At 64.3% G+C, this 15607-nt stretch carries 14 protein-coding genes; 5 read left to right on the top strand and 9 right to left on the bottom strand.

Going from position 1 to position 15607, the window contains the following annotated elements; translation table 11 throughout:
* Positions 1-49 precede the first annotated feature (49 nt).
* Positions 50-1465: a basic amino acid/polyamine antiporter gene (locus VSR72_RS14335; RefSeq protein ID WP_342952995.1), complete on the bottom strand. Its 1416-nt coding sequence runs from the start codon at positions 1463-1465 to the stop codon at positions 50-52.
* Positions 1466-1757: 292 nt separating this feature from the next.
* Between VSR72_RS14335 and VSR72_RS14340 the strand changes: the two genes are divergently transcribed.
* The 4 genes from VSR72_RS14340 (at position 1758) to VSR72_RS14355 (ending at position 6091) form a co-directional block, all read left to right on the top strand.
* Positions 1758-2219, top strand: coding sequence for a hypothetical protein (locus VSR72_RS14340; RefSeq protein WP_342952996.1), 462 nt, complete (start codon positions 1758-1760; stop codon positions 2217-2219).
* A 62-nt stretch (positions 2220-2281) separates the two neighbouring features.
* Positions 2282-3706: a basic amino acid/polyamine antiporter gene (locus tag VSR72_RS14345; RefSeq protein ID WP_342952997.1), complete on the top strand. Its 1425-nt coding sequence runs from the start codon at positions 2282-2284 to the stop codon at positions 3704-3706.
* A 21-nt stretch (positions 3707-3727) separates the two neighbouring features.
* Positions 3728-5062 carry an arginine deiminase gene (gene arcA / locus VSR72_RS14350; RefSeq protein WP_342952998.1) on the top strand — a complete coding sequence of 445 codons (1335 nt, stop codon included), beginning with the start codon at positions 3728-3730 and terminating at the stop codon, positions 5060-5062.
* 177 nt (positions 5063-5239) lie between these two features.
* Positions 5240-6091 carry a mechanosensitive ion channel family protein gene (locus VSR72_RS14355; protein WP_342952999.1) on the top strand — a complete coding sequence of 284 codons (852 nt, stop codon included), beginning with the start codon at positions 5240-5242 and terminating at the stop codon, positions 6089-6091.
* A 16-nt stretch (positions 6092-6107) separates the two neighbouring features.
* On the opposite strand, the gene VSR72_RS14360 is transcribed toward VSR72_RS14355, so the two are convergent.
* Both VSR72_RS14360 and shiA read right to left on the bottom strand, forming a co-directional pair.
* Complete coding sequence (locus VSR72_RS14360) at positions 6108-6878, bottom strand: IclR family transcriptional regulator C-terminal domain-containing protein (RefSeq protein ID WP_342953000.1); 771 nt, start codon at positions 6876-6878, stop codon at positions 6108-6110.
* An 85-nt stretch (positions 6879-6963) separates the two neighbouring features.
* Positions 6964-8277, bottom strand: a complete 1314-nt coding sequence (shiA, locus tag VSR72_RS14365) for a shikimate transporter (RefSeq protein ID WP_342953001.1) — start codon at positions 8275-8277, stop codon at positions 6964-6966.
* Between the two features lie 305 nt (positions 8278-8582).
* Here shiA and VSR72_RS14370 point away from each other — a divergent pair, with 305 nt between their 5' ends.
* Positions 8583-9689, top strand: coding sequence for a VOC family protein (locus tag VSR72_RS14370; RefSeq protein WP_342953002.1), 1107 nt, complete (start codon positions 8583-8585; stop codon positions 9687-9689).
* 55 nt (positions 9690-9744) lie between these two features.
* On the opposite strand, the gene VSR72_RS14375 is transcribed toward VSR72_RS14370, so the two are convergent.
* The 6 genes from VSR72_RS14375 to VSR72_RS14400 all read right to left on the bottom strand — a co-directional run bounded on the left by VSR72_RS14375 (position 9745) and on the right by VSR72_RS14400 (position 15545).
* Positions 9745-10719, bottom strand: coding sequence for a LysR substrate-binding domain-containing protein (locus tag VSR72_RS14375; RefSeq protein ID WP_342953003.1), 975 nt, complete (start codon positions 10717-10719; stop codon positions 9745-9747).
* Positions 10720-10820: 101 nt separating this feature from the next.
* Positions 10821-11570, bottom strand: coding sequence for a histidine utilization repressor (gene hutC / locus VSR72_RS14380; protein ID WP_342953004.1), 750 nt, complete (start codon positions 11568-11570; stop codon positions 10821-10823).
* 13 nt (positions 11571-11583) lie between these two features.
* Complete coding sequence (gene hutH, locus VSR72_RS14385) at positions 11584-13209, bottom strand: histidine ammonia-lyase (protein ID WP_342953005.1); 1626 nt, start codon at positions 13207-13209, stop codon at positions 11584-11586.
* Positions 13210-13232: 23 nt separating this feature from the next.
* Entirely contained in the window at positions 13233-14024 is a 792-nt protein-coding gene (locus VSR72_RS14390; protein ID WP_342953006.1) for an ATP-binding cassette domain-containing protein, read from the bottom strand.
* 25 nt (positions 14025-14049) lie between these two features.
* Positions 14050-14796 carry an ABC transporter permease subunit gene (locus VSR72_RS14395; protein WP_342953007.1) on the bottom strand — a complete coding sequence of 249 codons (747 nt, stop codon included), beginning with the start codon at positions 14794-14796 and terminating at the stop codon, positions 14050-14052.
* A 17-nt stretch (positions 14797-14813) separates the two neighbouring features.
* Positions 14814-15545 carry an ABC transporter permease subunit gene (locus VSR72_RS14400; RefSeq protein WP_342953008.1) on the bottom strand — a complete coding sequence of 244 codons (732 nt, stop codon included), beginning with the start codon at positions 15543-15545 and terminating at the stop codon, positions 14814-14816.
* Between the last annotated feature and the right edge of the window lie 62 nt (positions 15546-15607).

Consider the following 15607-nt stretch of genomic DNA (forward strand, 5'->3'; position numbering starts at 1 on the left):
CGAACGTTGGAACATCTGAATGGCGGCGGTGCGGCGCAATGGCGCGCGGCTAACGCCAGGCGGAGCTGCTCAGCCCGAAAATCGCAACGAGTCCGCCACCCATCACCACGAGAAACGCGCACCACTCAGGCCGGGAAAAGAACGCCTGGCCACGCTCGCGCCGCGCCCACATGTAAAGCAGGCTGCCGGGCCCATACAGGAGCGCTGACATGACGAGCAGTTCCAGCCCGCAAGCGTAAAGCAGGAACAGTGTATAAATCGTGGCGATGACTGCTGTGGCATAGCTCTGCGCGCGCTTTCGTGCGCTCATGGCCGATTGCGGGAGCGCGCGTATGGCCTTGAGTCCGAAGGTCGCCACGAAAAAGTAGGGGATGAGCGCCATGGCGCTCGTGAGGCGCAGCATGAGCGAGAAAGCGTCGGTGGACCAGTACGTGCTGATGACGAAGGCCTGCACCACGCCGCTCGTGAGCCAGATCGCGGCGGTGGGAAGCTGCCGCGCGTTGCGGCGCGCAAAGATGGCTGGCATGGCGTCCGCTTTCGCGCTTGCATACAGCACTTCCGCGCAGATCAGCGACCATGCGAGGTAGGCGCCCAGAACCGAGACGATCAGGGCACCGCCAATGAACACCAACCCCGGCGAGCCGATGACGGCGCCCAGCACCGACGCCATCGAAGGTTGCCGCATGACGGCGATATCCGCGCGCATGAGGTGCGCGTAGGGCAGTAGCGTGACGAGCACGAGCAGCAACAGCACGAAGGCAAAGCCGAGTACCGTGGCGGTCCCCACGTCCGAGCGCTTTTTCGCGTAGCGGGAATACACGCTCGCCCCTTCAATGCCGAGAAACACGAATACCGTGACGAGCATGGTCCCCTTGACCTGCGGGGCAAGCCCCTGAGCGCTTTCCGCGAGATTGCTGGTAAATGGCTCCGCGCTCGCATAAACGCTCAAAATACCGATAAAAACGAAAATCGGCAAAATCTTCACGACAGTGAGAATCGCATTGATGAGCGTGGCCTGTTGAATGCCCCGCAACAGCATCCAGTGAAATGCCCAAATGCCGACCGATGAAACCGCAATGGCAATCGGCGTATTGCCGTTTCCAAATGCTGGGACGAATGCGCCGAGCGTGGATTTGATCAGCACCCAATAAGAGACGTTGCCGAAGCAACCGGCCATCCAGTAACCGAATGCGGAGAGAAAGCCGGCGTAGCCGCCAAAGCCGTCGCGTGCATAAGCAAAGATGCCCGAGTCGAGGTCGGGCCGGATTTCCGCGAGAAGCTGGAACACTCGGGCCAGCATATACATGCCGCCTCCCGCAATGCACCATGAGACGACGGCGGCAGTTGGGCCCGCTTCGAGCGCGAAATTGCGCGGCAGCGAATAGATGCCAGCGCCGACCATGGACCCCACGACCATGGCCGTCAGTACCGGCAGCGACAATTTCTGGTCATCCGTCGATTTCATGTTCGAGCCTTTTTGTGATCTTCAACCTGTCGTAATGTGAGCGCGGGAAATCGCGGATGAAAAATACGCGCCACATTGAATTGCTGAACTATTCTCGAACGAATGCCACGTTGAATACATCATGTGCGAATCGTATTCCATAATGTTCGTCAGGTGTCCGGAGGATGGATAGCAGAGGAGAATCACCGGGTACGTAATGGCTAAATGTTCGCTAATGAATATATGTTGAATCGTTAGCAAACAGGCCAAATGAATTAGCGAATCCGCAATGCGCCGCATTAGGGGGAATGTCATGCGATATCTCGCTGTAACACTTCTTGGCACAGTGGCCGCCTCGCTCGCGCTTTCCGGCTGCGAGGCGCCGACTTCGGGCTCCGTTTTCACACCGGCACAGGCGCAGCAGGTGTTCGTGATCGAACTCGGCGCGGTCGAAACCGTGCGCCCCATCACAATCCAGCCGGGTCCCACGGGCATTGGCGCGATAACGGGCGGCGCGCTTGGCGGCATCGCGGCAGGCAGCAACATCGGGCGCGGCACGGGCTCCGTTGCGGCGGGCATCGGCGGCGCGGTGCTGGGCGGTGCGGCAGGCAATGCCGTGGAGCAGCGCGTCACGCAGCGGCAGGGCCTTGAAATCGTCGTGCGTCTGGATTCGGGGCAACTGATATCGGTGGTCCAGGATGCGGATCAGCAGTTCGTTCCTGGTGATCGCGTGCGTGTGCTGATGGGCAACAACTCGGTGCGCGTGACGCGGTGAAGTGAACGCAGGTGTGGTTGGTCGCTCGATAAAGCGAAGTTCAAGACAAAGCGAGGAAACCGATGGCCGATACCGAGCAGAAGATGAGTCGCGTGCAGTTGACCGCGATGGTAGTCGGGGGCATGGTGGGCGCCGGGATCTTTTCTCTGCCGCGAACTTTCGCTAATGCAACGGGACCGGTCGGCGCGGCCATTGCGTGGCTCGTGGCGGGCGTGGGTATGTACACGCTCGCGCGCGTGTTTCAGGCGCTCGCGGAGCGCAAGCCGAAGCTCGACGCCGGTGTGTTCATGTACGCCAAGGAGGGCTTCGGCGATTACCCCGGCTTCCTCTCCGCATTCGGTTACTGGATCGGCAGTTGCATCGGCAACGTTTCGTACTGGGTGCTGATCAAGTCCACGCTGGGCGCGTTTTTCCCGGTTTTCGGCGACGGCAATACGGTCACGGCCATCATCGTCGCTTCGATCGGCATCTGGCTGTTTCACTTTCTCATTCTTCGCGGCGTGAAGCAGGCCGCGTTCATCAACACCATCGTGACGTTCGCCAAGGTCATTCCGATCGTGGTGTTCATCGTCATCCTCCTGTTCGTATTCAAGTACGGCACCTTTCACCTGAATATCCAGTCCGCTGCGCAAGAGGGCGGTCTCATCCAGCAGATTCGCGCGACGATGCTCGTGACTGTGTTCGTTTTTATCGGCATTGAAGGTGCGAGTGTGTATTCGCGCTATGCGAAGGAGCGCGCAGACGTGGGGCGCGCAACGATCTTCGGCTTCGCCGGGGTGACCACGCTCATGGTGCTCGTTTCCATGCTGCCTTTCGCCGTGCTGCCGCGCGCGGATGTGGCGGGTATGCGCCAGCCCTCCATGGCGGCCGTGCTCGAAAGCGTGGTCGGTCCGTGGGGCGGGATCTTCGTGAGCATCGGCCTGATCGTTTCTGTGCTGGGCGCGTATCTGGCGTGGTCGCTCATCTGCGCGGAGGTGATGTTCGCGGCAGCGCGCAATCAGGACATGCCGGCCGTGTTCGCGCGCGAAAACGCCAATAATGTGCCGGCCAATGCGCTCTGGATCACCAACATCGTCGTGCAGCTATTGGTGGCGAGCACGTATTTCTCGCGCGATGCGTTCTCGCTGATGCTCAACCTCACGAGCTCGATGTCGCTGATCCCCTATCTGTTCGTCGCGGCCTACGGGTTCATGGTCTCGAACCGAGGCGAGAGCTACGAGGTGCGGCCCGAAGAGCGCAAGCGCGATCTCGCACTGGCCGCGGTCGCCGTGATCTACACGCTGTTCATGATCGTGGCCGGTGGCCTCAAGTTCATCCTGCTTTCGGCGATTCTTTACGCGCCTGGCACGGTGCTGTATTTCATCGCGCGGCGCGAGCGCAAGCTGAAGGTTTTCCAGCGTACGAGCGACTGGGTCATTTTCATCGTGGCGGCGGTAGCGGCGATCGTAGGCGTCGTTGCGCTGGCCACGGGCACCATGGCGGTCTAACGAGAGCGAGTGGAGATCAATATGGCCAAGGCGAAGGGCAGTGGGAAGAGTGAAAAGGGCGAAAAGGTAGAAAAGGCAGAAAAAGCCGCGAAGGGCGCCAAGGGCAAGGCGAAGAACGACAGCGCGTTTGGCGTGTATTCGGAAGTCGGCCAGCTGCGCAAGGTGATGGTGTGCGCGCCTGGCATGGCGCACTCGCGTCTCACGCCGAGCAATTGCGACGAGTTGCTGTTCGACGACGTGCTGTGGGTCGACAACGCGAAGCGCGACCATTTCGACTTCGTCACGAAGATGCGCGACCGCGGTGTGGAAGTCGTGGAAATGCACAACCTGCTCGCCGAAACCGTTGCCGTGCCCGAAGGCAAGAAGTGGATTCTCGACAATCAGATCGTCCCGAACCAGGTCGGGCTGGGTTTCATCGACGAACTGCGCAGCTATCTGGAAGGGCTCGACGACCGCAAGCTGGCGGAGACCTTGCTCGGCGGTCTCTCGATCTACGACTTTCCCGAATCGCATGGCGGCGCGGCGCTCAAGGTCGTGCGCGAAGCGGCCGGGTCCACCGAATATCTGCTGCCGCCGCTGCCGAACACCTTGTACACGCGCGATACCACTTGCTGGATTTACGGCGGCGTGACGCTCAATGCGCTCTACTGGCCCGCGCGTCACGAGGAAACGATCCTCACCACGGCAATCTACCGGTTCCATCCGGACTTTGCGGGCAAGGTCAACGAGTGGTGGGGCGACCCTACGGTGGACCACGGCATGGCGACGCTCGAAGGCGGCGACGTCATGCCCATCGGCAACAAGACCGTGCTGATCGGCATGAGTGAGCGCACGTCGCGCCAGGCGATCAGCCAGCTTGCCGCAACGCTGTTCAGGAAGGGCGCGGCCGAACAGGTGATCGTGGCCGCGATGCCGAAAATTCGTGCGGCCATGCACCTCGACACGGTCTTCACGTTTGCCGATCGCGACTGCGTGCTGATCGCGCCGGATTTTCTCGCGCGCACCCGAACGTTCACGTACCGGCCCAGCGATCATCCGGCGGGTGTGGAACTGCACCAGGAGAAAAAGTCCTTCGTGGAAGTGGTCAGCGCGGCGCTCGGCGTCAAGAAGATGCGCGTGGTGGAAGCGGGCGGCAACGACTATCAGCGCGAACGCACGCAATGGGACAGCGGCGCGAACCTGGTTTGCACGTCGCCGGGCGTGGTGTTCGCTTATGACCGCAACACCTATACGAACACGCTGCTGCGCAAGGCCGGAATCGAGGTCGTGACCATCGTGGGCGCGGAACTGGGGCGCGGGCGCGGCGGCGGCCATTGCATGACGTGCCCGATCATTCGCGACGCGGTGGACTTCTAGTCTCGCTATATGAGGAGATCGTTGCGGACGCAGGCAATTGTCCCGCAATGGTGCCGGATTGAAGTGTGTGCGAAGACGGGGCTTTCAAAGCTTACGGGCATGCGGACTGCTGCTTGTCTGTTTGGGGTGCGCAATGCGCGCACCCCGCTCCCTATCGCAACCACTTGATTCCCGATCATGGACGATTTCTTCAACCGCCTTTTCCATCTGCAACCCTCGCTGCTCGCCACGATGACGCACGACGTGATGAATTTGATCGTCGCCGTGCTGATCCTGGTGGTGGGCTGGTGGGTTTCCAATCGCGTTGCGCACGTGTTCGCGAGCATGCTGGCGCACTCGCATGCCGATCCGACGCTCGCACCGATGCTCGCGGGCATGGCGGCGTGGACCGTGCGCGTGATCGCGCTCGTCGCTGCGTTGAGCGAAGTGGGCATCGCTACGGCTAGCGTGCTCGCCGCGCTAGGCGCTGCGGGTCTCGCCATCGGCCTCGCGCTGCAAGGCACCCTGCAAAATATCGCCGCGGGCATCATGCTGCTGATGCTGCGCCCGTTTCGCGCGGGCGACGTGATCGAAGGCAGCGGCGCGGCGGCCGGCATCGTGTGCGAAGTGGGCCTGTTCACGACGCGCATCGAGCGCGGCGACGGCAATGTCGTATTCGTGCCGAACAGCCAGATCTGGAGCAATCCCGTCATCAACTACAGCAGCGGTGGCACGCAGCGCATTGACGTCACCGTCGATCTCGCGCGGCGCGATCAGGTGGACGCCGCCATCGGCAAGCTCAAGGAGATGGTGTCCACCGAACCGCGTGTGCAAAGCGGCACGACGCTCGCACCGACGGTTGCCGTGGACTGCTACCCGTCTGGCGGCGGCGCGCGCTTGCTGGTGCGTGCATGGGTGCGCAACGCCGATGCACAATACGCCGTCGACGACATACGCGGTCATGCGCGCGAAACGCTCGCAACGGCGGGGCTCGCGGTCACGGGCAACGCGCGCGTGGCTGGCGCCAATGCCGCGCTAACGCAGCGCTAGGGCACGTCAAAGCAAATCAAAGCACGTTGAGCATGGCGAGCGCGCTTTCCTGCAGATGCGGCAACACGCGCTGGAGGGCGGCCTCAGGGCTTTCGTCGCCCATCGGCATGTTGGTGCTGAGCGCGGCGACCACCTCGCCGATGCGATTCCTCAGCGGCACGGCAATGCCGCGCACGCCCACCTGCAACTGCTGCTCGATGAGCGCATAGCCATCCACACGCGCGCGCCCGATTTTCTCGCGCAGGCGCGCGCCGCTCGTGATGGTATGCGGCGTGAAGGGCGAAAGCTCGACCGTATCGAGCCATGCAGAAACCGCATCCTGGTCGGCCTCGTGCGCAAGCAGCACGACGCCTGGCGAGATGAGCGGCGCGGGCACGCGCGCGCCGAGCACGAAGCCCGTGGTCATCACGCGGGACACGCCATTGCGCGCGATCACGACGAGATCCCAGCCATCGAGCACGCTCACATAGGCCGATTCGTTGAGCGTCGCGCTCAGCTGCTGCAAATAGGGCTGCACGGTGCGCGGCAGGCGCGCCGAATCGAAGTAGGACCAGCCCACGCGCAGCACGCGCGGCGTGAGGCCGTACAGGCGGCCGTCCGTATACACATAGCCCAGCGACTCGAGCGTGAGCAGATAGCGGCGCGCAGCGGTGCGCGAGAGGCCCGTGCGCTCGGCCGCCTGCGTGGGGGTCATGCGCGCGTGCTCGCTGTCGAAGGCTTCGAGAATCGCGAGGCCTTTTTCGAGCCCGGCGATCCAGTCGCGCCGGTCCAGTGGCGGTTTCTTCATCGACGTGCGAGAGCGGGTACTGCACAACGGAAAAAGCCGCAGGCATTCAACGCCTGCGGCTTGCGAGCCAAGGATCTGCGCGCGCTCACTCCGGCTTCATGCGCGCCGCCACGATCAGCGAGATCAGGCAGCCAACCGCCAGATACGCGGCGACGAGGTGCCACGAACCGCCGCCGACGCCCACCAGCGCCACCGCGATGAACGGCGTGAAACCGCCGCCCACCACGCTCGCGAACTGGTAGCCCACGCCCGCGCCGCTGTAGCGGTACTCCGCGCCGAACAGTTCGGTGAAGAGCGGTTGCTGCACGCTCACGACCATGTCGTGGGCGATGTTCGCGAGCATCACCGAGAAGATCACGATCCAGAGCGTAGCCCGCGCTTCGAGCGCAAGGAAGAACGGCACGGCGCTCAACAAGCCGATGAACGCGCCGATGAGGTAGATGCGGCGCAGCCCGAGGCGGTCGGCGAGCCACGCGAAGCAGGGGATCGTGATGCAGCTCAGCGCGCCCACGAAGAGGCCGATGCCGAGAAAGAGGTCGCGCGACATGCCGAGGTTGGTCGTCGAATAGCTCAGCGCGAAGGCGGTCACGATATACATCGTGAAGAGTTCGGCGAGGCGCAGCGCGACGATGTACAGAAAGGCCTTGGGGTGGCGCGTGAGCGCTTCGAGCACAGGCATCTTGAGCTTGCGGTCCCCGTGCTCGACTTTCTCGACGAACTCGCGCGACTCGTCCATGCTCGAACGCACCCACAGGCCCACGAGCACGAGCACGACGCTGAAGAGGAAGGGCAGACGCCAGCCCCACGAACGGAACGCCGCTTCGCCGAGCAGGTGGCTCAGGAGCGCGACGAGCCCGGTGGCGAGCACAAGGCCCACGCCGTAGCCCACCTGCACGCCGCTGCTATAGAACGCCTTCTTGCCGCTCGGCGCGCTTTCTACGGCCATGAGGGCAGCGCCGCCCCATTCGCCGCCCACGGCGAAACCTTGCAGCGCGCGCATCGTCACGAGCAGCACGGGCGCCCACCAGCCGATGGTCGCAAAGGTCGGCAAGAGGCCGATTGCGACGGTGGAGAGGCCCATCATCATGACGGTCAGGACGAGCATGCGCTTGCGGCCGAGCCGGTCGCCGAAGTGGCCGAACACGACGCCGCCGAGCGGCCGGAACAGGAAGCCCACGCCGAAGGTCGCGAACGCGGCGAGCGTGCCCATCGTCCTGCCGACCTGCGGGAAGAACGCCACGTTGAACACCAGCGCGGCGACAATGCCGTAGAGCAGGAAGTCGTACCAGTCGACGACCGCGCCGACGAAACTGCCGAGCGCCGCCTTGCGGGCCTGGCTGCGCGACGGAGAAAGAGGGGCGGCGTCGGGCGAGCCGGTGGTGTCGAGGCTTGGGGTCATGAGTTGTCTCCAGACTTTTGCGCATGTGCCATGCTGCGGTATGCGCTAAACGTGAGACGCAGCATAGGGCGGCCCGCGCGGTCCGGCAATGCGTGGCGGCGCCGTTTTGCGCGATTATCGCCCAAGTGCGTGCGATTATCGAACGCTTTGCGGGTTTGCACCGAGATGGCGCGTGGACCGCCCGCGTACGGCGGTCTTCGTCAAAATGAACGAAATGGTTAAAATCGCGCTGCTTCGCGCGCCCGCCAGGTTTGCGGCGCGGCGGCGAAGCATCCGTTTCAGCGCTTGCGTCAGGAGCCTATTGCATGTCCAGCCCCTCTAATCCTCCGCCGCAGGCGGACAATCCGCTCGGCATGGCCGGTCTCGAGTTCGTCGAGTTCGCCGCGCCCGAGCCCGCCGAGCTCGGCCGCCGCTTCGAACAGTTCGGCTTCAAGGCGATCGCGCGCCACGTGAGCAAGGCGGTCACGCTCTACCGCCAGGGCGGGATGAATTTTCTGCTGAACGCCGAGCCCGACTCGTTCGCCGCGCGCTACGCGCAGGAGTACGGCATGGGCATCTGCGCGATCGGCGTGCGCGTCGACAATGCGAAGCGCGCGTTCAAGCACGCCATCTCGCTCGGCGCGTGGGCGTTCGAAGGCGAGCGCCTGGGGCCCGCGGAGCTGCACATTCCCGCGATCCAGGGCATTGGGGATTCGCACCTCTATTTCATCGACCGCTGGCGCGGACGCGGCGGCCAGCGCGGCGGCGTGGGCGACATTTCGATCTTCGACATCGACTTCCGGCCCATCGACGTCGCCACGGCGCATACCGATCTCGATCACGGCGGCACCGGCCTCACGCGAGTGGATCACCTCACGCAAACGGTGGGCGCGGGGCGCATAGGGGAATGGCTCGACTTCTACCGCGACCTGCTGCATTTCCGCGAGATCCACGAGATCAACGCGAACTGGCATGTGTCCGAGGAGTCGCGCGTGATGGTGTCGCCCGATGGCGAATTGCGCATTCCTGTCTATGAGGAAGGCACGCGGCGCACGGAGCTATTGCACGACTATCTGCCCGAGCATCCCGGTGAAGGCGTGCAGCATATCGCGCTTGCCAGCGACGACATCCTCGCGAGCGTCGATGCGCTCAAAGCCAATGGCGTGGAGTTCGTCGAGCCGCCGCCCGCTTACTACGACACCGTGGATGCGCGTTTGCCCGGCCACGGCGTGGACCTGGAAGCCTTGCGCAAGCGTCACGTGCTGATCGATGGCGAGATTGGCGACGACGGCGTGCCGAGGCTCTTTTTCCAGACGTTTGCCAAACGCCATCCCGGCGAGATCTTTTTCGAAGTCGTGCAGCGCAGCGGCCACCACGGCTTCGGCGAGGGCAATCTCGACGTGCTCGCACGGGCTCGCGAGGCGGGTGCGTAATACAGCCCGAGCGCAGGGCTGAACCCCGGAATTCGCAACGCTAGCGTTCTAAACGTTACTTCGCTGCCGCGCCTGTCGTTTTGCGCGTGCGCGCCGTGCCGAGCGCGGCGTCGCGCGGCGGGACCATCGTGCGGCAGCGATGGCGCACCTCTTTGCTGAACTCGGTGCACACCTGGGTCATCAGGTCCGTGGACCGGTACACCATGAACACATGGAAGTCCGGCAACTCGTCGCGGATGGGCAGCGTGTGCAACGCGTCGCGCCTGAGGACGAGCGGCCCGCTCATGCCGTAGAACACGAAATCCGACCACATGCTGATCACATCCGTGCAGGTCGCGAGTTGCAGGCCGAGCAGGTTCGACACGCTGTGGACGATGCGCCTCGGCATCTCGAGGCGATGGAGGCGCATGAGGCTCGCGAGCGGGCTGCCGGGATCGTCCAGCGGGTCGAGCGTGAGCCAGTCGGCCTCGAGCAGATCGCGCAGGCGCGTCGTACCCGCTAGCGGATGGCCGGGGCGCGTGGCGAGCACCATGCCCACGGAAAAGAGCGGCTCCCACTGAAACGCGCTCGTGCCAGGGCCGCTGTTCGTCGAGATCAACGCGAGGTCGAGGCGGCCTTCGCGCAACCCTTCGAGTATCTGCTGCGGCCGCATTTCGTAGGCATGCACCTCCACGCCCGGAAAGCGCGCGCGAAACGCGGCGATGGATTCGGGCAATGGCCCGCTCGATGCCACCGCGGAAAAGCCGATGTTCAATTGCGCCTCGGCATGGCCGCGCATGCCTTCGATATCTTCCAGCGCGTGGCGCAATTCCTGTTCGACCACGCTCGCGCGCTTCGCGAGCGCGCGCCCGTAATTCGTGAGGCTCACGCCGCGCACCGAGCGCGACATGAGCGTCACGCCCAGTTCGCGCTCCAGTTCCGCAATGGCCTTGGAAAGCGCCGGCTGCGAAATGTGCAGGCTGCGCGAAGCCTCGTGCATGCTGCCGTGCTGCGCGAGCGCGAGCAGGACGCGCAACTGGTGCAGTTTCATCCGTGGGGCTCCAACGTTCTCCAATCGGAAGAGATTCTAAACGTTGCACGACTTGGCGAGGCGCGGAGCGCAGTCTGGTATGCCCGGTGTTATCCCCGGTGTTATCCCGATACCTTGCCGACCAGATGAAAACGCGAAGACGGATGCCAAAGCTCGACAGCCGTCGCAACGGCACTGCCGACCCACGTACGCCGCCACATCAGCAAGCAGGGCTCGCCGATATTCATCGCAAGATGGCGGCGGATATCCGCGTCCGGTTTTTGCGCATAGATGCGGAACTCCGCGCGTTGCACTGGCGCGAGCCGCATCATGTAGTGATTCGGCGTTTCGAGCGTGAAGTCCTGCTCGAGATACCCCGGAAACACATGCGGGTTCACATAGCGGTCCTCGTACAGAATCGCTTCGTCTTCCTCGTAGTGGACGATACGCGAATGGAACACGGAACCGCCACCAAGCTCGAGTGCGGCCATCGCCTGATCGTTCGAGCTTGCTTCCAGCGTGAGCACCCGCGCGCTGTGCCGGTGACCGCGCGCGGCGATTTCGTCGGCGATGTTGCGGACCTCGAGGACCGTCGATTCGACGTCGCGCGACGCGACGAACGTTCCCGCGCCCTGAACGCGTCTGAGCACGTGCTCGGCCGACAGTTCGCGCAACGCGCGCGATACGGTCATGCGCGCAACGCCGAATTCCTTGACAAGCTCCGTTTCGGACGGAATGGCTTCACCCGGCTTCCAGGTCCCGTCCGTGATTCGATCGACCACGTAGCGCTTGATCTGTTCATAAGCTGGAGCGACCTTGTGCGCTGTCGCGCCACGCGTCGAAGTGTCGATGAGCGAAGAGGGCGCGTTCATGGCTGACCTCGCTTCAGACGCCGACAGTGCCGTGAACCGCGCTTCCCGCCGGGGCTGTCGCATTGCGCACCGCATGGTGCACGACCGGAAGCGTGTCCAGCTCCGTTTCCCGCGAGCGGGTCCTCGCGCCGTCACCCGTCGGGCCGGGAAGCGGCGGCGGTGCGCCGTCGGCCACGAGGCGAAACGCGAAAGTCATGTCGTCCGAGAGCGGGCGGTCGTCGCGATAGGTCGGCAGCGTGGCGCGCACGCTGGCGTAAAGCGCGTCCGTGTAGGGCGCGCGCGCCGCAGCGAGCGGCTGCAGATCGTAGGCTTGCGCCGTAGCGAGCAGTTCGATGCCGAGAATGCGGTTGCTGTTCTCGATGACCGCGAGCGCCTTCAGCGCGGCCGGCGTTGCGTGGCACAAATGGTCTTCCTGAAGCCCCGATGTCACGCCGCCGTCGAGACTCGCGGGTGCGGCTTCACGGCGGTTCTGCGCGACGAGCGACGCCGCCGTGTACTGCGCGATCATGAAACCCGAACGCGTGCCGCATGCGTGCGCGAGGAAGGCGGGCAGGCCGCTCACGAGCGGGTTCACCAGACGGTCGAGACGGCGTTCGGCCATCGCCGCAACTTGCGCAATCGCGGTGGCAAGACTGTCCATGGCGAGTGCGATCGAGGCGCCGACCGCATGCGCCTGCGAGTACACCCGGGGCGATTCCGGCGTGCCGGCAACGATCGGATTGTCGGTCACCGAGGCCAGCTCGCGGTTCACGACTTCGGCCGTTGCGGCGAATGTGTCTCGCGCGGCGCCGTGCACGTGCGGAATCGTGCGTACGCTGAGCGGGTCTTGCGTGCGCCGCCCGAGAGACGCTTCGAGCAGCGAGCTGCCGGCGAGTGCCGCGCGCAGGCGCTCGCCCACGCGGGCCAGGCCCGGCGACACACGAAACGCAAGCGAATGGGTGTCGAACGCGGCGATCTGGCCGCCGAGATTCTCGAAGCTCATCGCAGCAACGACGTCCGCCCAGTCGAGCAAGCGCTCGGCGCGGTGCAGGGCGAGCGCGGCGAGCCCGGTCACGCACGGCGTACCGTTCACGAGGCTCAGTCCCTCCTTCGCTTCGAGCGACAGGGGCTGCAAGCCGAGCCGCTGCAGGGCTTGTGCGCCGCTCAGGCGCTCGCCGTTCCAGCGCACGTGTCCAGCGCCCACGCAAACGAGCGCGATGTGCGCCATGTGACTCAGATAGCCGACGGAACCGAACGCTGGCACTTCAGGCAGGCAATTCGCCTCCAGCAGCGTGGCGAGCCGCTCGACGACTTCGAGTCGCACACCCGAATGTCCATGTGCGAAGTTGTTGATGGCGGCAGCCATGATCGCGCGCGTTTCCTCTGCGCCGAGCGGCTCGCCTACGCCGACCGCGTGGCTCATCAGGATGTTGTGCGAGAGGTCGTGCTGTTCGTTTTGCGAGACGACCACGTCGCACAATGCGCCAACGCCTGTGTTCACACCATACGCGCGGATGCTGCGCGCGACGATCTGTTCGACGAGCGCACGGGCGCTACGAATGTTCGCCTGCGCATCGGCGCAGAGCAGCAGCGGCTCGCCTGCGGCAACGGCGGCGATGGCGCGCCAGTCGAGCGGATTCTGGGTACGTACGATTGTCATGAGAGCGTGTGCGTCGCGTGGGTTCAGTGAGCGTTGCGGTCCTGATGGCTCGATACGAACTGCCGGAAGCGCTCCGACTTCAGTTCGCCGAAGACCTCGTCTGGCGTGCCGTCCGAATCGACCTGGCCCTGATGCAGGAACATCACGCGATTCGAAACGTGACGCGCGAAGCCCATCTCGTGCGTAACGACGAGCATCGTGCGGCCTTCGGCGGCGAGCGTGCGCATCACGCGCAGCACTTCGCCGACCAGCTCCGGATCGAGCGCCGAGGTCGGTTCGTCGAACAGCATGACCTTGGGATGCATGGCAAGCGCGCGCGCAATCGCGACACGCTGCTGCTGGCCGCCCGACAGATGCGCCGGATAGTGGCCGCGCTTGTCCGCGAGACCGACCTTGGCGAGCAGCGCTTCGGCTTCTTCGATCGACTCGGCGCGGCTGCGCTTGAGCACCCGCATCGGCCCTTCGATCAGGTTCTCCAGCACGGTCATGTGCGACCACAAGTTGAAGTTCTGAAACACCATGCCGAGCTGCGAGCGCACGCGGTCGACCTGGCGCCGGTCGCCCGGTTGCAGTTTGCCGTCGCTGCGGCGCTTCATCTTGAGTTCCTCGCCCGCGAGCGCGACCGAACCGTCGTCCGGCGTCTCCAGCAGGTTCAGGCAGCGCAGGAACGTGCTCTTGCCCGAGCCGCTCGCGCCGAGAATCGAAATCACGTCGCCTTCGTGAGCGTCGAGCGAAATGCCCTTCAGGACGTGATGGTCACCGAACGATTTGTGGATGTTGCGCACCGACAGCGCAATGGGTGTAGAGGTATTCATCAATCTCTCCAGATAAGGCGGCGGGTCACGATGCGGCGCGGCGAGCTTCGAGCGGCGCGGCGGGCTTGCTTACGGCGGGCGGCGCCGCACGCAGGTGGCGCGACAGGCGTTGTTCGACGAAGCCGATCACGCGCACGACGACGAAGTTCAGGAACAGATAGATCAGCGCCGCGCAGGTGAACACCTCGGTGGTGCGATACGTTTGCTGAATGATTTGCTGCGCAACGCCCGTCACTTCCCAAACCGTGACGAGGCTGGCCAGCGCCGTCGACTTGACGAGCAGCACCGCTTCCGTCGAATACGCGGGCAGGCACTGGCGCAGCGCGATCGGCCCGATCACGCGGCGCAGCAGGGCGAAGCCGGAAAGGCCGATCGAGTAACCGGCTTCGATTTGCCCGACGGGCACGGCCATGAGGCCGCCGCGGATGATTTCGGCCGTATATCCCGCCGTGCACAGCGCGAGCGACAGGACTGCGCAGACATAGGGCTCTCGCAGCACCGGCCACAGAAAGCTTTCGCGAATCACGCCGAACTGTCCGAGGCCGTAGTAGACGAGGAACATCTGGATCAGCAGCGGCGAGCCGCGAAACACGAGGATGTATGCGCGTGCAAAGCGATTCGGCAGCCAGTGGGGCGAGACGCGCATCGTGACGATCACGAGCGAGAGCAGGCCGCCCAGCACGAGCGACGCGAAGAAAAGACCGAGCGTTGTTGGCACCGCGCCGATGAGCTGGCGCATCGTGTCGAGCAGGAACGCGAAATCGATAGTCATGATTGAGCGCTCCCGGATCAGTTGCGCGCGAAGTTGCGCTTGAATGAGCGGCCGACGATCGCTTCGGCTCGACCGAAGACGCGGTTCGACAGGCCCGTCATGGCGAGATAGAGCAGACCGCCAACGACAAAGAAGAGGAAGTACTGATGCGTCGAGCCGGCCGCGATCTGGCTTGCACGCAGCAGCTCGGCGAGCCCGGTGACCGAAATCAGTGCGGAGTCCTTGAGACTCAGTTGCCAGACGTTGCCGATGCCGGGCAACGCGTAGCGCAGCACTTGCGGGATCAGGATGCGCCGGAACAGGGTCAGCGTCGGCATGCCGACTGCGCGAGCGGCTTCGAGTTCGCCGCGCGCCACCGCGAGCACGGCTGCGCGATAGACCTCGGCCTGATACGCGCCCGAAATCATGCCGACGGCGAACGCGCCGACGGCGAAGGGCGGCACGCCCACGAAACCTTCGGCGCCGAACCACTGGCCGACGGTGGTGACCAGCGAGGAGCCGCCGAAATAGAACAGATAGATGACCAGCAGTTCGGGCACGCCGCGAAAGACGGTCGTGTAGAAGTCGCCGAAGACGCGCAGCACGCGCAGGCGCGAGAGTTTCGCGGCAGCGATGAGCGCACCGAACACCGCGCCGATTGCCAGTGCGGCGAGCGTCAGGACAACGGTCATCAACGCGCCGAGGAGCAGCACGCTACCCCAGCCGTCCGGCCCGAGGCCGAGTGTGTTGAATAGCGATAACAGAGACATGGCTTGGATCCAGGCGGGTCGGGAAGCGAAGGCGCGCGCCAGAAGCGGCGCGCGTACGGCCA

The organism is Paraburkholderia sp. JHI869, assembly GCF_038900775.1.
GTDB lineage: Bacteria > Pseudomonadota > Gammaproteobacteria > Burkholderiales > Burkholderiaceae > Paraburkholderia.